This window comes from Streptomyces sp. NPDC016459, assembly GCF_040632845.1.
In the GTDB taxonomy this organism is placed as follows: Bacteria; Actinomycetota; Actinomycetes; order Streptomycetales; family Streptomycetaceae; genus Streptomyces.
Genome location: NZ_JBEYCR010000002.1, coordinates 40655 through 62438 on the forward strand (window position 1 = coordinate 40655; position 21784 = coordinate 62438).

A 21784-nucleotide genomic window follows, 5' to 3' on the forward strand; every position below is an offset into this window, starting at 1 on the left:
AGGGTAGGTCGCACCCAGCAGTCTCTGGGGCATGAAGTCCGAAACCACCACCCCGACCAGTGAGTTCACACTCCGGCTCTCGGCCACGCGCCGGGGCGCACGCCTGGCTCGGCTACTCGCTGTGCAGCAGCTCCATGACTGGGGCGTGACCGGCTCCGCCGCCGAGGCGGCCGAGTCGGTCGTCGCCGAGCTCGCCAACAACGCGGCCCTGCACGGGCGGGTGCCGGGGCGGGACTTCGAGGTACGGATGGAGCGCGGCGACGACCACGTACGCATCGAGCTGTCCGACGCGCGGGGCGAGCGCCGGCCGTTACCGGCACGGGAGCCGGACGAGGGCGGCTACGGGCTGCTGCTCGTGGCCGCCCTCGCGACGGCGTGGGGCGTGAAGGACCGGTGCGTCGGCAAGACGGTCTGGGCGACCGTCCCGACGGCGTCGGTCAGAAGAGGGTGAACGGCATCCTGGTCAGGTCGTACGGGGTGTAGACGCCCACGCGGCCCGTGAACGGGACCTTCCAGTCGCCGGTGCCCCCGTAGAGGGCGAGGCTGTCGTACGTGCCGCCCGAGCGCCCGTTGACCACCAGGTCGGGGCGGCCGTCGCGGTTGGCGTCACCGATTCCGACGATCTCGGCGTACCGGTCCCAGCCGCCGCCGATCCTGGTGCGCGGGGCGAAGGTGCCGTTACCAGTGCCGAGGTAGAGCCAGAGGTCGCCTGAGGTGTCGCGGGCGACGAGGTCGCCGGCCGTGCCGCCGCCGATGTTGCCGGTGGCGACGATCTTGTTGTAGATGCCCCAGCCGTTGCCGATCTTGACGCGCGGTGCGAAGGGCGCGGTGGCGGAGCCGGTGCCCTTGTAGAGCCACAGGTCGCCGGCCTTGTCGGTGGCGACGAGGTCGGGGCGGGCGTCGCCGTTGAGGTCGCTGCCACCGGTGAGCTTGTTGTAGATCTGCCAGCCACTGCCGATCTTGGTGCGCGGTGCGAAGGCCGTCTTGCCGGTGCCCGTGTGGAGCCAGAGGGCGCCGGTCTTGTCGCGGGCGACGACATCGGGGTGTCGGGTACCCGCGACGTTCCCGGGGGTGACGATCTGGTCGTACGCGTCCCAGCCGGTGCCGATGACCGTCTTCTCCAACGGGTTCGAGTAGTGGCCGAAGTGCAGGGCGCGGCGGCCGTCGACGGCGAGGAGGCTGCCGCCGCTCCGGAGCAGAAGGTCCGGGGAGCCGCTGTCGGAGAAGTCGTGCGGGTGCGGCTTGCTCGCGACCGTGAGTGTGCCGGTCCGCACGACGTCGGGGCTGATGCCGTTGGTGGCTTTCACGGTCAGCCGCCAGGTGTACGCGCCGTTGTAGGCGGCGGTGTAGTCGCGGAACAGGCCCTTCCAGGTGGCTGAGGCGAGCCGTGATTCCCCGTCGGAGTACGAGGCCCAGCGCTTCCCGGAGGCGGTGTGGGTCAGTTCGACGTACGACGTCAGGCGGGAGGTGCGGTTGAGCGTCCACCACATGTCCGCGTCGCCGCTGCTGAAGTCGACGGTCGAGGGAACCTGTTGTTCCACGACGTCGAGCCTGAGGGGTACGCCGGTGGTCGCCACGAGAGTGGCGGCCGGGGTGCCGTCGGCTCCGGGGGCGATCCGGAAGACGCCCTCGCCGTGTTCGAGCGTTCCGCCCTGCGCGAGCTGTTCGCCGCGAGCGCCACCGCGCAGGGTGTCGACGGTGTCGAGGAGCTTGACCGTCCGGCCGTCCTTCAGCGAGCGGGCGGTGAGCGAGTGGAGGGAGTTGGGGCCGGAGGCCGTGGCCGCACCGGTCACGCCGTAGGTCACCCACTCGCCTCCCGCCGACTCGAGCACGAGCCGGGACCCGGGCTCGGATCCGGAGCCGAGGGGAGTCCGTGTGACGTCGGGCTCGCCGCGTCGCGCCACGGCCAGGGTGAGGGCACCCGTCGAGGAGTCCCGTTCGGCCCAGGCGAGGTGGGCGGCGGTCACGGTGACGTCGGAGTAGGTCTGGGCCCTCGGCGTGGCGCGGTCCTCCACGACCGTCGCGGTGGCGGTGTCCACCAGGGCCACGCGGATGCCGGACACCCCGCCCACCGTCCCCGAGTACAGGAGGATGACGGTGTCGGGCGAGGTCATGTTGACCCAGTGGAAGGTGGCGTCCGCGGGCAGGCCGGAAACCTTGCGCTGCACGAGCGTGCCCGCCGGCTTGCTGAGGAGGTGCAGGTCGGCGCCGCTGGCTCTCTTGGTCGACATCACCAGGGTGCTGCCGGCCACCCTGTGCAAGGTGGCGGTGGCGCCGAGGGAGCCGGTGTCGATCACGACGGGCTCGGCGCCCGTCGCCATGTCGTACAGCCTGTGGACGGCCCCCTCCGACTTCACGATCACGTCCGACCCCACGCTGCCGGCGTACGTGCCCGTGGGAAGCGTGGTCGTGGCGCCGTCCGCGTACCGCGTCCACCGATGGACGTACTGGCTGCCCTCGCTCCCGCGGCTCAGGAATCCCGACGGGCCGTTGCCGACGACCGTGGAGCCCGGCAGCAGCGTGAGCACGTCCTGCTGCGTCTGCGTCTGCGTCTGCGTCTGCTCCGCGGCCGTGACGGCCCCGGTCACCGCCACGGCCGGGACGGCCGTCAGGGTGCCCACCGTGACGGCCAGGGCGGCGGTGACGGCGAGGGCGAGTCGTCGGCGGGGCATACGTGCGTGGGCCAAGGCAGGGCTCTCTCTCAAGAGGTGCGGGCGTGGCGAGAGATCGCCACGCCCGCATGACCTACGAAGAGTTCGAAAGGTTGTACGCCGATCTCAAGGAGGTCGGTGGGTCAGGAGACCGAGTTGAACTTCGTCCCCTCGCCCGCGTACAGATCGGTCGTGACCCGGGTGAACGGCGCGGTCGTGTTCCCCGTACCGAGGTACGCCCACGTGCCGCCCGCGCCGTAGCCGATCAGGTCGGCGCGGCCGTCGTTGTTCAGGTCTCCCGCGCCGACGAGCTGCGAGAACCCGCCCCAGCCGGCGCCGACCCTGACGCGGGGCGCGAACGTGCCGTCGCCCTTGCCGAGGTGGAGCCACAGCACGCCGGAGGTGTCCCGGGTGAGGAGGTCGCCGGCCGAGGCGCCCGCCGTGTTGCCGACGGCCGTGATCTGGTTGTAGATGTTCCAGCCGGTGCCGGCCTTGACGCGGGCCGCGTAGGGGGTCTGCCAGTTGCCGGTGGCCTTGTAGAGCCACAGGCCGCCGCCGGCGTCGGTGGCGAGGAGGTCGGGGCGGCCGTCGCCGGTCAGGTCGGAGCCCGCGGCGATCTTGTTGTAGACGCCCCAGCCGGTGCCGATCTTGGTACGGGCGGCGAGGGTGCCGTTTCCGGTGCCGAGGTAGCTCCACAGGACGCCGGCGGTGTCGCGGGCGACGAAGTCCCCGGCCGGACCGCCGGCCAGGTTCCCCGCGGCCTCGATCTGGTTGTAGATGCCCCAGCCGGTGCCGATCTTCGTGCGGCCGGAGGTCTTGATCTGGCCCGCGACGGGCCAGTCGAAGGTGTCGTCACGCCACAGCCCGCCCGAGGCGTCACGGGCGACGATGTCCGCCGAGCCGTTGTCGCTGAGGTCGTGGGCGTTGGCCTGGCGGACGACCTTGAAGGTGCCGGAGGCGTGTGCGGGGCTGCCGATGCCGTTGTCCGGAGCGGCGACGACCGACCACGTCCAGTCGCCGTTGGGGGCGCTGGCCGAATAGTTCTCCAGGACGCCGCTCCAGGTGATCCGGGCGGTGGTGGAGGAGCCCGAGAGCACCCGCTCCGTGTGGGTCTTGCCGGTCTTCACGTGGGTGAGGGTCAGGGTGAGGTCGACGTTGGGGCGGGACAGGTTCCACTCCAGGGCGACCTTGCCGCCGTTCTTGTCGAGGTCGACGACCGTGGGGACGCTGCTGCCGGTCACCTGGACGGAGGTGGACACGCCCGCACTCGCCACCTGGGTCACGCTCGGCGTACCGCCGGAGTCGCTGATCCGGTACAGGCCCTCGCCCTCGGTGGCGGAGCCGCCGCGTACGAGCACGCTGCCGTCGGGCGCGGTGGCGGCGGACGTGAAGTGGTCGAGGAGCTTGACCGTCCCGGTGCCGGTGAGGGAGCGGGCGGTCAGCGCGTGCGCCGGGTTCGGCGAGGTCGCAGAGGCACCGCCGGGCAGCCCGTGGAGGAGCCAGTCGCCGGTGAGGCCCGCGACGACGTGGTTCTCGTCGAGGCTCAGGGGATACCTGGTCGTCGTGTGGGTGGCGCGCGTGTACACGACGGCCTCGGTCGCGGTGTCCGCGCGCTCGGTCCTGGCCTGGTACGCCGGGGAGATCGCGCCGGTCGTCTTCGCCGTCCAGGGGCCCGCGGGCTTGGTGTAGTCGTACAGGCCGAACTGGCCGCCGCCGGCCAGCTTGTAGGTCGTGGAGAAGTAGCGGGTGCGCGCGCCGTCGAAGTCGCTGCCGAGGATGTACGCCTCGCCCGCGGCGGAGCCGACGACCTTGAAGCCGGTGTTCCAGTTGCCGTACGAGATGACCTGCTTCTGCAGGACGCCGTTCACCCACGCGACCCGGTACAGCTCCAGCTTGCCGGGGGAGTAGGGCTTGGCGGCGAACAGGATGTTGCCGGAGGCGCCGACGAAGACGGCCTCCGGGCCGAGCGCCTGCGCCAGGTTGATGCTCGGCATGAAGGTGCCGGCGCCGCTCAAGCCGCTCATGTCGGTGAAGTAGTACGTGCCGCCGTCGCTGGTGACGACGGTGTCCGAATTGTTGCTGTGGCCGACCGAGCCCGGAAGGCCGGTGACGGTGCCGTCGGCGAGGTTCGTCCACGAGAGGGTCGTGCCGCCGGCCCCGTCGGGCCGGGAGGTCATGAAGCCGGTGGTGCCGGAGCTGACGATCTCGGCGTCGGCGGGGATCGTCACCGAGGCCGTGGCGGCCAGCGGGGTGGCCGCCACGGGCGCCGCGGGCGCCGCGAAGGCCGGGGCGGTGACGAGGGTCCCCGTGACCGCGGTGACGGTCGCGAGGGTGAGGACGGCGGCGGCGAGCCGGCGGCCGGATATGCGGGTCACGTGTTCTCTTTCCGAGGAGGGGATCGGTGGATGACGGTGGACATGCCTGTCAGAAAACCGAGTTGAAGAAGGAGGCGTCCGAGTTCACGGACGTGTGGACGGCCGGGCCGAACGGGGCCGTCGCGCTGCCCGTACCGGAGTACAGGCGGGGAACCCGCGGAGCTCACGGCGTACAGGTCGTTCCCCCGGTCGCCGGGGTGACGGTCACGGCCGCGCCCACCGTGAGGGCGAGGACGACGGTGACGGCGGCGCCGAGGCGCCGCGGGGGGACGGGGAGGAGAGACACGTTCGGACCTTCGTGGAGGAGGGAGGAAGCTCCAGGGACGGCCCGGGCGCGCCGTGGGGGGCGCACCCGGGGTGTGCTCAGGCGTCGCGATCCGGTCAGAAGACCTGGTTGTAGGCGGTGCTCTCGTCGTCGCCGAGCACCGGGCTGGCCGTACGCGCCGCGAAGGGGGACTTCCAGTTGCCGGTACCGGCGTAGAAGTACGAGGTGTTCCCCGCGCCGCGGGCGTACAGGTCGGGCTTGCCGTCCTTGTTGCCGTCGCCGATCCCGACGATGTCGGTGTACGGGCCCCAGCCGGTGCCGATCGGTGTCCGCGCGGCGAAGGTGCCGTCGCCCTTGCCGAGGTACAGCCACAGCTTCCCGGCCGTGTCGCGGGCGACGAGGTCACCGGCCGAGCCCCCGCCGATGTTGCCGGTGGCGGTGATCTGGTTGTAGATCCCCCAGCCGTGGCCGGTCTTCTTGCGGGCGTTGTACAGCGTGGGGCGGGTGGCGCTCGACGGGTACAGGTAGAGGTCGCCGGCCTTGTCGACGGCGACGAGGTCGGGCTTCCCGTCACCGTTGAGGTCGCTGCCGCCGGTCAGCTCGGTGTACGTGTTCCAGCCGCCGCCGATCCTCGTCCGGGGCGGGAACGCCACGTTGAACGAGGGCCCGGCACCGTCGTACCGCCAGAGCACGCCGCTCCTGTCGCGGGCGACGAAGTCGCCGGCGACGCCGCCCAGGTTGCCGACGGACTCGATCCGGTCGTAGACGTGCCAGCTGTACCCGGCCCGCTTGCGCTCCCCGGCGGCTGTCAGGGTCTTCCCGGCCGCGTCGTAGGCGGTGTCGGTCCACCACAGGACGCCTTCGGCGTCCCGGGCGAGCAGGTCGGGTGCCCGGTCGTCGTCGAGGTCGTGGGCGTCGCCGGTGTGGTGGGCGTGGAACTCGCCGGAGACCTCCAGGTCGGGACCGATGCCGTTCTGCGGGACGGCCCGGAACGACCAGTCGTAGGTGCCGTAGGAGGCGTTCTTGCCCAGATTCGACTTCTCGGCGATCTCCGCCCAGGTGAGTCCGAAGGTCTGGTCGTCGTAGAAGTAGGCGCCGGGGGCCTCGGAGGAGATGCGCATGGTGGTCGAGAAGGTCTCGCCGGACCTGCGGTGGGTGAGCTTGAGGTGGACGTCGGCGTTGATCCGGGACATCCGCCACTTCAGGTGGATCTCGGCAGGGTCGGCGTCGAGGTCGACCGGGTGGAGGTCGGTCCCGAGGTACGTCAGCTCGGTCGGCCTTCCGCTGGAGGCGACGAGCTCGGCGGCCGGCCGGCCGTCCTCGCCGGGGGCGATCCGGTAGAGGCCCTCGCCCTTGCCGACGAGGCCGCCGCTGACCAGGAGGGTGCCGTCGGGAGCGGGCACGGCGGTGTTGATGTGGTCGAGGAGCTTGACCGTCTCGTCGGAGGTCGCGGACCTGGCGGTCAACGCCTGGATCATGCCGACCGGCGGGGAGTCCAATCCCTGATCGAGGGCGACCGGGGTGCCGTACGTGACCCACGTGCCCACCAGACCGACGTGGGTCTTCCCGAACTCCTTGCCCACGGCGACGCGCCGCACCGTCTCGGTGGTGCGGTCGGCGATCGCGAGCGTCACGTTCCTGTCGTAGGTCTCCGGCCAGGCGGCGTGCTGGGGGGAGAGGGCGGAGGTGCTGCTCGTCGAGTTGCCCTCCAGGACCGCGAACGCGGGACCCGCCTCGGCGGTGGCCACGTCGACCGTGGTCCGGTACCGGTCGATGACCGTGTCGGAGCGCGTGGCGTAGCCGAGGAGCGCGGTCCCGCCGTGGGTGGCCTCGACGGAGTGGATGATCGCGCGCTCGGGCAGGCCGGTCACCTTCCGGGCGGACCGCGTGTCCCCGGTCGCGTCGAGGAGCAGCAGCTCCCCTGCGCCGTCCGTGCCGGTCCCGGTGGCGAGCAGCGTGGAGCCGACGAGGCCCGCGAACCCGTAGTCGGCTCCGAGCTTGGTGAAGTCGACGTCGACCGGGGCGGTGCCCGTGGTCATGTTCCGCAGCGTGATGTGCTGCGACCGGCCGTTGTGCAGGCTCTCCTCGGACGTCATGAGGATGTCCGAGGTCTCCGTGGAGAAGACCTCGGAGCGCGTCAGATCCGTGGCGGGCAGCGTCGTCGTCGTGCCGTCCGCGTAGGTCGTCCAGCGCAGTTCGTACCGGTCGGGACCGATGTGGTCCCGGGTCAGGAAGCCGGTCCGGCCGGCCCCGAGGAGGGTGCCTCCCGGGTCCGTGATCGGGGTCGCCGCCTCGGCCGCGACCGCTGCGGACGCCCCGGGCGCGGCGGGGGCCGCCGTCGCCGGGGCGGTGAGGAGCCCCGCGCCCAGGGTGACCGCGAGGACGGTGGTGACGGCGGTGCCGAGACGGCGCCGGGCGGTGCGTGCTGAGCTCAAGAGATCCCCCATGATCCGCGAACGGCGCGCGAACATGCGTGCGCCGTTCGATCAGACTCTTGATGGGCGCGGGGGGTTGTACCGGAAAGGGGCCGAACTTCCGTACAGGCGTGCGGTGTCAGTAGGTGCCGTTGTACGAGACGCCGTCGCCGAGCAGGGCCCCACTGGACACCCGGCTCCCGAAGGGCGCCTTGTAGTCACCCGTACCGGGGTAGAAGTAGGCGGCGCCGCCCGGCCCGTACGCGTACAGGTCGGGGCGGCCGTCCTTGTTGCCGTCGCCGATGCCGACGGTGTCGGTGTACGCGCCCCAGCCGCCACCGATCCTCGTACGCGGCGCGAAGGTGCCGTCGCCCTTGCCGAGGTACGTCCAGAGGACGCCGTTCTTGTCGCGGGCGACGAGGTCACCGGTCGGGTTGCCGCCGATGTTCCCGGTGGCGGTGATCTGGTTGTAGATCCCCCAGCCGTACCCGATCTTCTTCCGGGCGGCGAAGGGAGCGGTGGCGCTGCCGGTGCTCTTGTGGAGCCACAGGTCACCGGCCTTGTCGGTGGCGACGAGGTCGGGGCGGCCGTCGCCGGTGAGGTCGCTGCCGCCGGTGAACCGGGAGTACGTGTTCCAGCCGCCGCCGATCCGCGTACGGGGCGCGAGGATCCTGTCGTGTCCGAAACCGGCCCCGGTGTACAGCCAGAGCACGCCGTCCCGGTCCCGGGCGACGAAGTCGGCGGAGCCACGGCTGACGATGTCGCCGACGGCCTCGATCCGGTCGTAGACCTGCCAGCCGCCGCCGACCCGGCCGCGCACGTCGCGGGCCACGAGGCTCTTCCTGCCGGCGTCGTACGCGGTGTCCGTCCACCACAGCACGCCCTGGGCGTCCCGGGCCAGCAGGTCCGGGGTGCCGTTGTCCTTGATGTCGTGCGGGGCGGACGTCTTGACGGCCGTGAAGCTCCCGGAGGCCTCGACGGCCGGTCCGACGCCGTTCTGCGGGGTGGCCTTGAACTTCCATTCGTACGCGCCGACGTGGGCGTCCTTGCCCATCTCGGATTCGGCGGCGATCTCCGCCCAGGAGACGCAGACGGTGTTGTCCCCGCAGAGGTACGGGCTGCCGGCGGACTCGGTGTAGAGCGACGCCTTCCTCGAGAAGGACCTGCCGGAGCGGAGGTTGGTGACGGTGAGGTCGATGTCGGCGTTCATCCGGGACAGCTTCCACGTCAGGCGGGAGCCGGGCGAGTCCAGGTCGAACGTTTGCGGGGTCAGCGAGCCGAGGTAGACGAGCCGGGTCGGCTCGCCGGTGGAGGCGACCAGTTCGACGACCGGCTTGCCGTCGGCGCCGAGCGAGATCCGGTACACGCCCTCGCCCTTCTCGACGGTGCCACCGCGCGCGAGCAGCGTGCCGTCGGGGCCGGGCTGGACCCGTTCGGTGTAGTCGAGCAGTTTGACCGACTCGTCCGACGTCAGGGACTTCGCCATGAACGGGACGTTGCTCGGGCTGCCGCCGGTCCCGTTCCCTTCGAGGTTCGTCGGGGTCGCGTACATCACCCACGAGCCCAGCAGACCGGCCGTGAGCGCCTCTCCGTAGCCGAGGTCGATCCGGGACTCCGTACCGGTGGCACGGTCCGCGGTGACGATTCTCTGCACGGAGTTGCCCTCCCACTCCGACCAGGCCAGATGCGTGGCGGAGAACGCACTGAACTCGTTGTTCATGTACGTGTACGGCGCGGTGGTCGCGTGGGTGGAGACCACGGAGGCGGTGGCGAGGTCCACCACGGAGAAGGCGCCTTCGACCGGACCGCCTTCTTCGCTCCTCATGTGGTAGCCGAGGAGGACGGAGCCGTCACGCGCGGGAGTGGCGTCGATGCCCCAGGCCCCGGCGGGGAGGCCGGTGACCGTCTTCTGCGTGACGGCGGCGCCGGTGCGGGTGATGAGACGCACCTCCGCGGTGCGGTCCGCGCGCGTCACCTTGGCCAGGACCGAGTCCCGGGACACGGCCTGCATGTAGGTGGCCCCCAGCGCGGCGAGGTCGATCGCGACGGACGTGCCGGCGGCCATGTCGTGGAGCCGCACGACCTTGGAGTCGTGCATGTACTGCCCGTCCCCGATGACGACCACGTCCGACCCGGTGGAGTCGACCACCCCGGTACCGAGTGCCGTCGTCGACCCGTCCGCGTACCGGGTCCACACCTTCCCGTTCTCCCACGAACCGCTCAGGAAGCCGGTGCTGCCGGCCGCCAGGAGGCTCGCGTCCCTGGGGAACGGCAGGACCGTACCCACCGCGGCCCCGGGCTCCGTCTCCGCCGTCACGGCGGAGGTGGAGGCGGAGGCGGAGGCCGGCAGGGCCAGGGAGCCCGCGCCGAGCGTGACGGCGAGGACGGTGGTGATCGCGGCGGAGACACGGCGACGGGTCGTGCGACGTACGGAGTTCAAGGGTCCCCCCACGGGAATCGAAACGACGCCCGATAGTGCGAGCGCCGTTCCGTTCGACTCCTGATCGGGCCGGAGGGTTGTGCTCAGATCTCGTCCCGGCGTCCCACCCGCCCCGACGTCGCGTCAGATGACGTGGTTGTACGTGACGGGCGAGGTCCAGAAGTGGTACGGCGAGGTCTCCTCGCGAGGCCGCAGCGGCGCCGCCCAGTCGCCCGTCGCCCGGTAGAGGGACCCTTCGGTGTACAGGTCGGGGCGTCCGTCCCGGTCGGCGTCCCCGATCCCGACCAGCCGGCCGTAGCCGCCCCAGCCGCCGCCGATCCGGGTCCGGGGCGCGAAGGTGCCGTCGCCCTTGCCGAGGTAGAGCCAGAGGACGCCGGCACGGTCCCGGGCGACCAGGTCCCCGGCCGGGCCTCCGGCGAAATTGCCTACCGCGGTGAGCTGGTCGTACACGCCCCACCCGCCGCCGATCCGGACCCGGGCGGCGAACGGCGCGGTGTCCCGGCCGGTGCCCCGGTGCAGCCACAGCACCCCGGCCTTGTCGGCGGCGACGAGGTCGGCGCGGCCGTCGCCGGTCAGGTCGCTGCCGCCGGTGAGCCGGTGGTACGTGCCCCAGCCGCCGCCGACGCGGATGCGCGTGCTGAAGGTGTGGTCGCCGCGGCCCTTGTACAGCCACAGCACCCCGGACCTGTCGCGGGCGACGAAGTCGCCGACGCCCGAGCCGCCGAGATCGCCGGTGGCCTCGATCTTGTCGTAGACCCCGAAGCCGTGCCCGACGACCTTGCAGTGGTGCTCCTGGAAGACCTCGTAGCCGCTGCCCGAGTCCCTGCTGCGGAAGGTGTCGGCGAGCAGCAGCCGGCCCGTGGTGTCCCGCATGAGCAGGTCCGGCGCGCCGTCGTTGTCGAAGTCGTGCGGCTGCTGCTTGCCGCGGACCGCCGTGAAGGAGCCGGTCTTCGTCAGCGTCGGGCCGATGCCGTTGAGCGGCTTGGCGTCGATCCGCCAGGTGTACGGGCCGGCCGGCGCGCCCGTGGAACGGTCCGGCTCGCCCGGCCAGCCGACGTCGCCCTGCCACAGGTAGTGGGCGTAGGTGAAGTCGGTGGCCTGCTCCGAGAGCGGGTGGATGGTCTCGACCTTGGTGTCGCCGGTGCGGGTGTTGCGCAGGGTGAGGGTCATCTCGACGTTGATGCGCGACAGCCGCCACTTCAGGTCGAAGCTCCGGCCGCGGCTCAGGTCGATCGTCGCCGGAATGCTGTGCCCGAGCAGCTCGACCTTGGTCGGTTCGCCGCTGGGTGCGAGGAGCGTGGCCACCGGCACTCCGCCCGTCCCCGGGGCGATCCGGTACAGGCCCTGGCCCTGGGCGGACGTGCCGCCGTGGACGCCGTTCGTCCCGCCGGGCCCGTCGATGTCCGAGACGACGTGGTCGAGGAGCTTGCGGGTCGTGCCGGTGTTCAGGTCGCGGGCGGTGAGCGCGAGGAGCTGGCTGGGCTCGTAGGCACGCAGCCCGTCGATCTGGCCGTACGTCACCCAGTTCCCGACCAGGCCGAGGACCACCCGGTCCTGCGCGGCGAGCGGGATGCGCTGGACCTTGCCGGTGGCGCGGTTCAGGGCCACCACGGTGGCGCTCCCGCCGCTGGACTGCTCGGTCCAGGCGACGTAGGTCGAGGACACGGACGCGTCCTGGAGGTTCGGGGCCGCCTGGCGGGAGGTCACGGCGGCGGTCTTGAGGTCGAGGAGCGCCCAGTGGCTGCCCGAGCCGGTCCGGTAGGAGACCAGGGCGCTGTCACCGGCGACGCCGCGGACCCACAGTCCGGTGGCGTCCGTGGGCAGCCCGCTCACGGACCGGGACGACGGCAGGCCGTTGACCGGGGTGTACAGGCGGAGGCTCTCGCCGCCGAGCCCGTTGGAGGCGGAGACGAAGAGGGTCGAGCGCACGGCGCCCGCGACCCGGCTGTCCGGGCCGGACTGCGTCAGGTCGAGCCGGAACAGCTCCGTGCCCGCAGCCATGTCCCTGAGCGCGACCGTACGGTCCGCCTCGTCGATCACGATGTCGGAGTCGCGGGAGCCGAAGACCGTGTGGCCGGCGGGGAACGTGGTCACGGCACCGTCCGAGAGCCGGGTCCAGCGGGCCGGTTCGAATCCCTCCGCCGGCCAGGTGAGGAAGCCGGTGGTGCCCAGGCTCCACAGATCCGCCTGGCGCGGGTACACGGCGGTGGTGGTGGCCGCGGTGGCGGTGACGCTCGTGGGCGGCGCGGCGACGGCGGGCGGACCCGGAGTCCCGGCCGTGACGGCGAGTGCGACGAGTGCCGCCGCGCCGAGACGGAGACGCCGACGGGAAACGGGTATGCGAACGCGATGGTCCATGGAAGGGCCTCCCCCTGGGGCTGAGGCGGCCGGTGGTGCCCCCCAACCGGAACATCGCCTCTCGTCAAGATCGGCCGGAGGCTATCAACCGCCCCCGCCCGGCGTCACCGCCGTTCCACCACGCCCCGTACGTACGCCGCCTGCCCCGCGTGCTGCAGGTCGTCCGCGATCACCGACACCAGGCGGACGCCCAGGGTGACCGGTGGGTCCCAGGTGGTGTCGACGACCCGTTCCAGGTCCGCGTTCGTGACCGCGCCGACGAGCTCCTCCGTACGGGCGTGCACGGCGTCGTGGTAGCCGAGCAGCAGCTCGGCCGGGGCGCGGACCTTCCCGGCCTGGGCGCGCGACTGGCCGTAGCCCGTCGCCGCCGCGGGGAACGGGAGCCCGAAGCGGTCCCGCCAGCCGTCCGTGTCCCACAGCTGGTCCCTGCCGAAGGTGCCCGCGAGGTGATCGTCCTGGATGCGGGTGAGGTGCCAGACGAGCCAGGCGATCGAGTTGGCGTCGGGATCGATCCGTACGGCGAGCTGGTCCTCGGTGAGGCCGTCCACGGCCTCGTGGACGGCCTCGCGGACCCGGGCGAACGAGTCGACGAGCAGACCGGCGCTGTTCATGGGGGCTCCTTCCGGCAACGGCAACGGCAACGGCAACGGCTTCGACGGCTTCTCGGCGGCTTCGGCCGACGGTTCCGGCGGTGCTCCGGGCTACGCCCGCTTCTTCCGCCAGGTCTCCACCATCGCCTCCACGTCGAACGGCCGCAGGTTCAGCGGCGGCCCGGCCGGCGGGCGGAGGAGAGCTTCGGCGATCTTGGTGTTGATCTCGCCGAGCAGGCGCCGGACCTGGCTCTCCGAGACGGCCGCGGCCACCGCCGCCTCCGCGTCCTCGGCCTCCTTGCGCAGGGCCAGCGAGGGTGGCAGCACGGACGCGCCCTCGCGGTGCATCTTGCCCTTGATCCACCACAGCTCGTCGTACGGGGCCGAGTCGTCGGGCAGCGGCTTGCCGAAGCCCGACAGGCCGCTGAACTCACCCCGTTCCGCGGCCTCGCGGATCTGCTTGTCCACGAACGACTCGAAGCTGACTCCGGGCGGCTTCCGTTCGGTCATGTGTCCAGACTACGTAAACAGCCCCGTCGGGGTGGGGTCCTCGCGGTCTACTGCGACACGCCATCTCCCGGCACGCTGTGGTCCGTTCAACGCGCGTCAACTCTTGTCCCGTCTCGGTACCCGGAGGATGCATGCGTGCCCGGATCACCCCCCCACCACTCGGCGGAGGTCCGCCAGGCCCTCGACTTCGTCCGCTCCGACGGCGGTACGACCGCGGGCGCCCCGGTCCTCGCCTCGGCGTCCGGCACCGCCTACCGCTACTCCCAGCCGTCCGGCGCCGGCAACTACATCGTGATCGAGCACGGCGGCTGGAAGACGTACTACTTCCACCTCAACGCCTACTGGGCCAGGAAGCGCCCGCAAAGGGCAGGAGCCCCGCTCGTGCCCGGAGGCACGGAGCGGGGCTCCTTGGGTACTGCTCTAGTCGTGCTTTTCCGCCGACCCAGGCACCTTAGGCCGGGGAGACGTTCTCCGCCTGCGGGCCCTTGGGGCCCTGCGTGACGTCGAAGGTCACGAGCTGGTTCTCCTCGAGCGAACGGAAGCCGTTCGCGTTGATCGCGGAGTAGTGGACGAAGACATCCGGGCCGCCGCCGTCCTGGGCGATGAAGCCGAAGCCCTTTTCAGCGTTGAACCACTTGACGGTTCCGGTAGCCATAAGCCCTCCTTGGGCCAAAGGGTTGCCCTGCTCCAGAACCTGCAAAGAAGTCTGAAAACTACAAAAGCCTGCGGGTTACATGCTCCGCAGGCTCTGTACTGCAAGGGAAACCAAACTGCAACTTGCGACGAGCCTAGCACGCAGGACGCTCGGGGTGGAAGAGCGAAAGATCACGTCACCCGCAGGGTTTGATCTCGCTCCCCGCACTGACGCGTGGGCCCCGCCGAGGCCCGCGGTACGAGACGGGTCTAGCCTCACTATGTGGACAAGGCAACCGACGAGCAGCAGCGCAGCCGGCCCCGCGTCGGGCACATCCAGTTCCTGAACTGCCTCCCCCTCTACTGGGGCCTGGCCAGAACCGGAACGCTCCTCGATCTGGAGCTGACGAAGGACACCCCGGAGAAGCTCAGTGAGCGGCTCGTCCGGGGCGATCTCGATATCGGCCCCATCACCCTCGTCGAGTACCTGCGCAACGCGGAGGACCTCGTGGCCCTCCCGGACATCGCCGTCGGCTGCGACGGGCCCGTCATGTCCTGCGTGATCGTCTCGCAGCGGCCTCTGGAGGACCTGGACGGGTCGCGGGTCGCGCTCGGCTCGACCTCCCGTACGTCCGTACGCCTCGCCCAGCTGCTGCTCGCCGAGCGGTACGGGGTGGCGCCGGACTACTACACCTGCCCCCCTGACCTGGGCGTGATGATGCAGGAGGCCGAGGCGGCCGTCCTCATCGGCGACGCCGCGCTCCGCGCCTCGCTGCACGACGCGCCCCGGCTCGGCCTCCGGGTCCACGACCTCGGGCTCATGTGGAAGGAGTGGACGGGCCTCCCGTTCGTCTTCGCCGTGTGGGCGGCGCGCAAGGACTTCCTGGCGCGCGAACCGGAGACGGTCCACGAGGTGCACCAGGCGTTCCTGGCCTCGCGCGACCTCTCCCTCGAAGAGGTCGCCAAGGTCGCCGAGCAGGCCGCCCGCTGGGAGACGTTCGACGCGGAACTCCTGGAGCGGTACTTCCGCACGCTCGACTTCCGCTTCGGGCCCGATCAGCTCGCCGGAGTCCGTGAGTTCGCCCGCCGCACCGGCCCCACGACCGGCTTCCCCGCGGACGTCACGGTCGAACTCCTTCCGCCGGCCTCCCTTTAGGCCTCACGGAATTCGCCGCCGCGTCGCCGCACGGCAATCCCCGCGTACATCCGGCATTCGGGCCCGCTATCCGGCATTCGGATCCGCTCTCCGTCGGCCGGGCCCGGTATCCGGCATTCGGGTCCGCGCGCCCGCCTCCGCGTCGTGCCCCCCGTACGCCACCCAGCGGAAGCCGCGAGGAGCCCTGGCGTACGCTGGTTCGGTCTGCAAGAACCCCTCCGAAAGGGACACACCCGGTGACCGAGAAGGCCGAATACCAGTCTGTTCTCGACCGCGCTGCCGCGGGTGGCCGGATCTCCCCCGAGGAGGCGCTCGACCTCTACCGCTCGGCGCCCCTGCACGCCCTCGGCGCCGCCGCCGACGCCGTGCGCCGCCGCCGGTACGCGGGGACCGAGCACATCGCGACGTACATCATCGAGCGGAACATCAACTACACGAACGTCTGCGTGACGGCGTGCAAGTTCTGCGCGTTCTACGCGGCGCCGAAGGACACCAAGAAGGGCTGGACCCGCGACCTCGACGACATCCTGCGCCGCTGCGCGGAGACCGTGGAGCTCGGCGGCACCCAGATCATGTTCCAGGGCGGCCACCACCCGGACTACGGCGTCGAGTACTACGAGAAGCACTTCGCCGCCATCAAGCAGGCCTTCCCGCAGCTGGTCATCCACTCCCTCGGCGCCTCCGAGGTCGAGCACATGGCCCGTATCTCCGGTGTCTCCGTCGAGGAGGCGATCACCCGCATCCACGCCGCCGGGCTCGACTCCTTCGCGGGCGCCGGCGCGGAGCTGCTGCCCGCACGGCCGCGCAAGGCCATCGCCCCGCTCAAGGAGAGCGGCGAGCGCTGGCTGGAGATCATGGAGATCGCCCACGGGCTGGGCGTCGAGTCGACCTCCACCATGCTGATGGGCACCGGCGAGACCAACGCCGAGCGGATCGAGCACCTGCGCATGATCCGGGACGTGCAGGACCGGACGGGCGGCTTCCGGGCCTTCATCCCGTACACGTACCAGCCCGAGAACAACCACCTCAAGGGCCGCACGCAGGCGACGATCTTCGAGTACCTGCGGATGATCGCGGTCGCGCGGCTCTTCATGGACAACATCGCCCACATCCAGGGCTCGTGGCTGACCGTCGGCAAGGAGGCCGGTCAGCTGTCGCTGCACTACGGCGCCGACGACCTGGGCTCGATCATGCTGGAGGAGAACGTCGTCTCCTCCGCCGGTGCCAGGCACCGCTCCAACCGCATGGAGATCATCGACCTGATCCGCAAGGCGGGCCGCGTCCCGGCGCAGCGCGCGACCACGTACGAGCACCTCCTCGTCCACGACGACCCGGCGAACGACCCGGTCGACGAGCGCGTCGTCTCGCACATCTCGTCCATCGCGATCGAGGGGGGCACGGCCCACCCGGAGCTGAAGCTCCTCGACGCCAACTGACCCGCCGGTGCTGACCCTCCACGTCGCCGAGGCGACGCCCGGGACCGCCGTCCTGGTCGACGGCGCCCTCGTCGCCGCCGTCGGGCCGTACGAGGAACTGGCCGCCGCCCACCCCGAGGCGCGGGTGCGGGAGTGGCCGGGCATCCTCACTCCCGGGCTCCTCAACCCGTTCGCGCCCGAACTCCTGGAGGGCATGTACCACCCGGACCCCCGGGAGGCCGCGGGCTTCGGCACCGAGCCGATCACCGGGGAGCGGGCGCAGCGGATCTTCCGGGCCGACCCCTCCCGGCGCGGTGCCTCCGCGCGCCGCGCGGTGCAGCGGCTGCTCGCCCACGGGACGGTCGCCGTGGCCGGTGAACTGCGCGGCCGGGCCGCCGTGGACGCGGTGCGCCGGGTCGGTCTCGCCGTCGGCCGCCGCCCGGAGAGGCTCCCGGGACCGCCGTCCTTCTCCCCGGAGCCGCTGGTGCTGCTGCCCCGCCTCGTGCCGGGCGGCCCCGCGCGTTTCGCCGTCTTCGACGTGCCCGACCGGGCGGCCCTGGTCCGCCTGGGTCCGTCGACCTGCGTCGCCACGGTCCTCGGCGGCCGCCTGGTCCACCGCGCCCGCTGAGCGCGCCCTGACGGCCGGGCCGGGAGGGGTGCTGAGACAATGGGTGCGCCCGCCCGTACCCCGATTCTGCGAGGCCGAACGCCAGTGACCCGCGCCACCCTGGACAAGCAGCCGCACGAAGTCGCCTCGATGTTCGACGACGTGGCGGCGAACTACGACCTCACCAACGACGTGCTCTCCCTGGGCCAGGACCGGCGCTGGCGCAAGGAGGTCGCCAAGGCCGTCGACGCGCGCCCCGCGCAGAAGATCCTGGACCTGGCCGCCGGTACGGCGACGTCCTCGCAGCCGTTCGCCCGCGCGGGGGCGTACGTCGTGCCCTGCGACTTCTCGATCGGCATGCTCCGCGTCGGCAAGCAGCGGCACCCGTGGATGCCGTTCACGGCCGGCGACGGTACGAAACTGCCGTTCCGTGACGACGTCTTCGACGCCGTCACCATCTCCTTCGGGCTGCGCAACATCCAGGACACCGAGCAGGCCCTGCGCGAGCTGTTCCGGGTGACGAAGCCCGGCGGCCGGGTCGTCATCTCCGAGTTCTCTCACCCGACCTGGGCGCCGTTCCGCACGGTGTACGAGGAGTACCTGATGCGCGCGCTGCCGCCGGTGGCCCGTGCCGTGTCGTCCAACCCGGACGCGTACGTGTACCTCGCCGAGTCCATCCAGTCCTGGCCGGACCAGCCGACCCTGGCGGGCATGCTCCAGAAGGCCGGCTGGTCGAAGGTGGCCTGGCGGAACCTGACCGGTGGGATCGTCGCGCTCCACCGCGGCTTCAAGGCCTGACGGTCACCTGACGTACAGGCCGTGGCCGCCGACGCCCGTGCACACCGCGCCGGCGACGTCGCGGTGCACGAGGACGCCGTTCGCGAGGTCGGTGGGCGGGGTGTGCGTCGTGGTCCCCGTCATCAGGGTCGTGGAGCCGCCGCCGGTGTGCGCCGAGGGGGGAGCCGGCGGGCCGTCGCTCGTGCCCCCGGGGGGTGGCCCTCCGGTCCCGGCGCGGCCGTCACCCATAGACTGCGATACGTCCTCATCGCCGAACTTTCGGGAGACTCCGCCGTGACCGAGCAGCCCCTCTCCGAGCACACCGCAGATGTGATCGTCGTCGGGGCAGGCCCGGCCGGTTCCACCACCGCGTACTACCTGGCCAAGGCGGGACTCGACGTCCTGCTCCTGGAGAAGACCGCGTTCCCCCGCGAGAAGGTCTGCGGCGACGGCCTCACCCCCCGCGCCACCAAGCAGCTCGTCTCCATGGGCATCGACATCTCCGAAGAGGCCGGCTGGCTGCGGAACAAGGGCCTGCGGATCATCGGCGGCGGCGTCCGCCTGGAGCTCGACTGGCCGGACCTCGCCTCGTACCCGGACTACGGACTCGTCCGCAAGCGCGACGACTTCGACGAGCAGCTGGCCCGCCAGGCCCAGAAGGCCGGCGCCCGCCTGTACGAGCGCTGCAACGTCGGCGCCCCTGTCGTCGACGACCGTACGGGCCGGATCACCGGCGTCCACGCCAAGCTCGGCGAGGAGAAGCGCGAGGTCACCTTCCACGCCCCGCTCGTCGTCGCCGCCGACGGCAACTCCACCCGGCTCTCCCTCGCCATGGGCCTGCACCGGCGCGAGGACCGGCCGATGGGCGTCGCCGTCCGCACCTACTTCACCACCCCGCGGCACGAGGACGACTACCTGGAGTCCTGGCTGGAGCTGTGGGACCGGCGCGGCGCGCAGGACCGTCTCCTGCCCGGCTACGGCTGGATCTTCGGCATGGGCGACGGCACCTCCAACGTCGGCCTCGGCATCCTCGACTCGTCGTCGGCGTTCAAGGAGCTGGACTGGCGCGAGGTGCTCAAGGCCTGGTGCGCCTCCATGCCGGAGGACTGGGGCTTCACCCCGGACAACATGACGACCCCGATCCGCGGCGCGGCCCTCCCGATGGCCTTCAACCGCCAGCCGCACTACACCAAGGGCCTGCTCCTGGTCGGCGACGCGGGCGGCCTGGTCAACCCGTTCAACGGCGAGGGCATCGCGTACGCCATGGAGTCCGGCCAGATCGCGGCCGACGTCATCGTCCAGGCCCACGCCCGCGCCACCCCCGCCCAGCGCGAACTGGCCCTGCGCAACTACCCGCAGGTCCTCAAGGACACCTACGGCGGCTACTACACGCTCGGCCGTGCCTTCGTGAAGCTCATCGGCAACCCGAAGATCATGAAGATCGCCGCCCAGCGCGGCCTGACCCACCCGCTCCTGATGAAGTTCACGCTGAAGATGCTGGCGAACCTCACCGACCCGACGGGCGGCGACGCCATGGACCGCATCATCAACGGCCTGTCCAAGGTCGCGCCCAAGTCCTGACCCCGGCCGTACGCACGCCGAAGGGCCGTCCCTTCCCCGAGGAGTGACGGCCCTTCGCCGTGAAGGCGGGGTGGATCAGAGGATGCGCACGGCGCCCGACGGGGTGTCCCAGTCGAGGGAGCGCTGGACGACACCGGTCGACGTGTTCTGCGCGCCGACGTAGTTGCCGCCGCCCACGTAGATGGCGACGTGGTACGAGCCGCTGCGGCTGCCCCAGTACAGGATGTCGCCCGGCTGGAGGTTGCTCAGGGAGACGGAGGTGCCCATGCTCGACTGGTCGCTGGAGATGCGGGGTAGGTCGATGCCGGCCTCGCGGTAGGCGGCCTGGACGAGGCCGGAGCAGTCCCAGGAGTTGGGGCCGGTGCCGCCCCGGACGTAGGCGTCGCCGACCTGGGCGCGGGCGAAGGCCACGATCGCGGCGGCGGAGCCGGAGGGGGCCTGCGTCTCGCCGGCGCCGGAGTCGGACGAGGAGCCGCTGTCCGAGGACGACGAGCCGCTGTCGGAGGACGACGAGGAGCCGTTGTCGTCGGAGGAGCTCGCGGAGGTGGTGGCGAGCTGGGTGCGGGCACGGTCGCGGGAGGCGCGGGCCTCGGCTTCCTGGCGCTCCTGCTCGGCCTGGAGGCGGGCCTTCTCGGCGCGCTCGGCCGCGGCCTTGCGGTCCGCCTCGGCCTTGGCCTGCTTGGCTTCCTTGGCGGCCTTCTGCAGCGCCGCGTTCTCCTGCGTCCGGAGGCTCTGGTCGAGCGCCTCCTGGTGGGAGGCCTCGGCGGAGGCGGCGACGGCGCTGGCGAGGCCGGCGCCGGTCTCCAGGGAGCCCAGGGTGGGCATTTCGATGGTCTCGGTCACCGGCTCGGCGTTCGCCGGCCCGGCGGCACCGGCCACCGCGATGGTGCCGAGGACGCCACCGGCGACTCCGGCGCGCAGCGCGAGCTTCGAGGCGCTGCGGCGGGGCTTCCGGTGGCTGGGTATGTGAGCGGTGTGGGACATGGGTACAACCGCTATCAGGGCTACACGGTTCCCTTCAAGAAAGGTGGGTTGCGCCACAGTTACGTTCGGAACCTTCGAATCCGCTTCCGTGGGGCCCTTATTGACGCCGTAACGGGCAAAACGGGCACGGCGTACCTGGGCCTTGATCACGGGTTTTCATTGAAACGCCCGAATTGCCCGACGCTTACCACCTCTTGACACCCTTGGCCAAGCCCCGCTTTTTCGGAGCTCTCCGCGTGTGGTGCAGGTCACATCCGCGTCTCACGAACGCTCGTGAAAGCGCGCACGTGTCCACCCTCGTCCACGCCACCCCCCGACCGGGCGACGGGTGCTCGCTTTACCACCGCGACGCGTCCATCGCCAATTTGCTTGTATGGGCCACGGCTTGATAGTGCGACACCCCCTCCGATCAGCGATTTCCGGTTCGGATGTCACATCTGGTGATCACCTGGGCGCTTCGCGCAACAAGATCACCGCTCATCCGACTTCATGATCCTTCGTCAGGTGGTGGAGATCACAAACTCGTTGGCGCACCCCGTGTCGCAGATCACAGAGGGGCAGGCATAAGATGCGGGGCAGCCGGGCTTGTGAACTGCCTCACATGGGGGCGATCTTTCACTCCGGCCGTGCGGTCCAACGGTCAAGGACGACTGGAAGGAGCGAGGAGCGTGAATGCGTACGCGCCCGTCCTCGTGCTCGGTGCCCTGGGTGCGGGGTTTGCGATCTTCTCCGTGGTCATGGCCACGCTTATCGGCCCAAAGCGGTACAACAGGGCAAAACTTGAGGCGTACGAGTGCGGCATCGAGCCGACGCCCACTCCCGCCGGAGGCGGCCGCTTCCCGATCAAGTACTACCTGACGGCGATGCTCTTCATCGTCTTCGACATCGAGATCGTCTTCCTCTACCCCTGGGCCGTCACCTTCGACGCCCTGGGGCTTTTCGGGCTCGTGGAGATGCTGCTCTTCGTGCTCACCGTCTTCGTCGCCTACGCCTACGTGTGGCGTCGCGGCGGCCTGGAATGGGACTGA

The 21784-nt window shown here is 71.2% G+C and carries 17 protein-coding genes and 1 pseudogene; 8 read left to right on the plus strand and 10 right to left on the minus strand.

Annotated elements, in window-relative coordinates:
• Positions 1-31 precede the first annotated feature (31 nt).
• The gene (locus ABZ567_RS05685) at positions 32-451 is read left to right on the plus strand and encodes an ATP-binding protein (protein WP_360785130.1); all 420 of its coding nucleotides are present in this window, start codon (positions 32-34) and stop codon (positions 449-451) included.
• On the opposite strand, the gene ABZ567_RS05690 is transcribed toward ABZ567_RS05685, so the two are convergent.
• The 8 genes from ABZ567_RS05690 to ABZ567_RS05725 form a co-directional block, all read right to left on the minus strand.
• Positions 438-2687 carry a VCBS repeat-containing protein gene (locus ABZ567_RS05690; RefSeq protein ID WP_360785131.1) on the minus strand — a complete coding sequence of 750 codons (2250 nt, stop codon included), beginning with the start codon at positions 2685-2687 and terminating at the stop codon, positions 438-440. The two genes, ABZ567_RS05685 and ABZ567_RS05690, sit on opposite strands and share 14 nt — an antisense overlap.
• A 107-nt stretch (positions 2688-2794) precedes the next feature.
• Positions 2795-5026, minus strand: coding sequence for a VCBS repeat-containing protein (locus ABZ567_RS05695; RefSeq protein WP_360785133.1), 2232 nt, complete (start codon positions 5024-5026; stop codon positions 2795-2797).
• A 163-nt stretch (positions 5027-5189) separates the two neighbouring features.
• On the minus strand, positions 5190-5312 hold the full coding sequence (locus tag ABZ567_RS05700; protein ID WP_360785134.1) for a hypothetical protein: 123 nt from the start codon (positions 5310-5312) through the stop codon (positions 5190-5192).
• Positions 5313-5407: 95 nt separating this feature from the next.
• Positions 5408-7726: an FG-GAP-like repeat-containing protein gene (locus ABZ567_RS05705; protein ID WP_360785136.1), complete on the minus strand. Its 2319-nt coding sequence runs from the start codon at positions 7724-7726 to the stop codon at positions 5408-5410.
• 118 nt (positions 7727-7844) lie between these two features.
• Positions 7845-10145 carry a VCBS repeat-containing protein gene (locus tag ABZ567_RS05710; protein ID WP_360785137.1) on the minus strand — a complete coding sequence of 767 codons (2301 nt, stop codon included), beginning with the start codon at positions 10143-10145 and terminating at the stop codon, positions 7845-7847.
• A gap of 123 nt (positions 10146-10268) precedes the next feature.
• Positions 10269-12503: a VCBS repeat-containing protein gene (locus tag ABZ567_RS05715; protein WP_360785139.1), complete on the minus strand. Its 2235-nt coding sequence runs from the start codon at positions 12501-12503 to the stop codon at positions 10269-10271.
• Between the two features lie 104 nt (positions 12504-12607).
• Positions 12608-13114, minus strand: coding sequence for a DinB family protein (locus ABZ567_RS05720; RefSeq protein WP_360785140.1), 507 nt, complete (start codon positions 13112-13114; stop codon positions 12608-12610).
• 90 nt (positions 13115-13204) lie between these two features.
• Complete coding sequence (locus ABZ567_RS05725; protein WP_360785142.1) at positions 13205-13603, minus strand: DUF1992 domain-containing protein; 399 nt, start codon at positions 13601-13603, stop codon at positions 13205-13207.
• A gap of 153 nt (positions 13604-13756) precedes the next feature.
• Here ABZ567_RS05725 and ABZ567_RS05730 point away from each other — a divergent pair.
• Positions 13757-13945, plus strand: a pseudogene (locus ABZ567_RS05730) (M23 family metallopeptidase); the annotation flags it as partial.
• A 109-nt stretch (positions 13946-14054) separates the two neighbouring features.
• On the opposite strand, the gene ABZ567_RS05735 reads toward ABZ567_RS05730, so the two are convergent.
• Positions 14055-14258, minus strand: a complete 204-nt coding sequence (locus ABZ567_RS05735; RefSeq protein ID WP_015035453.1) for a cold-shock protein — start codon at positions 14256-14258, stop codon at positions 14055-14057.
• 261 nt (positions 14259-14519) lie between these two features.
• Between ABZ567_RS05735 and ABZ567_RS05740 the strand changes: the two genes are divergently transcribed.
• The 5 genes from ABZ567_RS05740 to ABZ567_RS05760 all read left to right on the plus strand — a co-directional run bounded on the left by ABZ567_RS05740 (position 14520) and on the right by ABZ567_RS05760 (position 19772).
• The gene (locus ABZ567_RS05740) at positions 14520-15392 is read left to right on the plus strand and encodes a menaquinone biosynthesis protein (protein ID WP_360785145.1); all 873 of its coding nucleotides are present in this window, start codon (positions 14520-14522) and stop codon (positions 15390-15392) included.
• Positions 15393-15628: 236 nt separating this feature from the next.
• On the plus strand, positions 15629-16828 hold the full coding sequence (gene mqnC, locus ABZ567_RS05745) for a cyclic dehypoxanthinyl futalosine synthase (protein ID WP_360785146.1): 1200 nt from the start codon (positions 15629-15631) through the stop codon (positions 16826-16828).
• 7 nt (positions 16829-16835) lie between these two features.
• Entirely contained in the window at positions 16836-17435 is a 600-nt protein-coding gene (locus ABZ567_RS05750) for a hypothetical protein (RefSeq protein WP_360785148.1), read from the plus strand.
• An 84-nt stretch (positions 17436-17519) separates the two neighbouring features.
• A complete protein-coding gene (locus ABZ567_RS05755; RefSeq protein WP_360785149.1) occupies positions 17520-18212 on the plus strand; it encodes a demethylmenaquinone methyltransferase in 693 nt (230 codons plus the stop codon).
• A gap of 273 nt (positions 18213-18485) precedes the next feature.
• Entirely contained in the window at positions 18486-19772 is a 1287-nt protein-coding gene (locus ABZ567_RS05760) for a geranylgeranyl reductase family protein (RefSeq protein ID WP_360785151.1), read from the plus strand.
• A 75-nt stretch (positions 19773-19847) separates the two neighbouring features.
• On the opposite strand, the gene ABZ567_RS05765 is transcribed toward ABZ567_RS05760, so the two are convergent.
• Positions 19848-20756: a C40 family peptidase gene (locus tag ABZ567_RS05765; RefSeq protein WP_360785153.1), complete on the minus strand. Its 909-nt coding sequence runs from the start codon at positions 20754-20756 to the stop codon at positions 19848-19850.
• 668 nt (positions 20757-21424) lie between these two features.
• Here ABZ567_RS05765 and ABZ567_RS05770 point away from each other — a divergent pair.
• Positions 21425-21784 carry an NADH-quinone oxidoreductase subunit A gene (locus ABZ567_RS05770; protein WP_019888619.1) on the plus strand — a complete coding sequence of 120 codons (360 nt, stop codon included), beginning with the start codon at positions 21425-21427 and terminating at the stop codon, positions 21782-21784.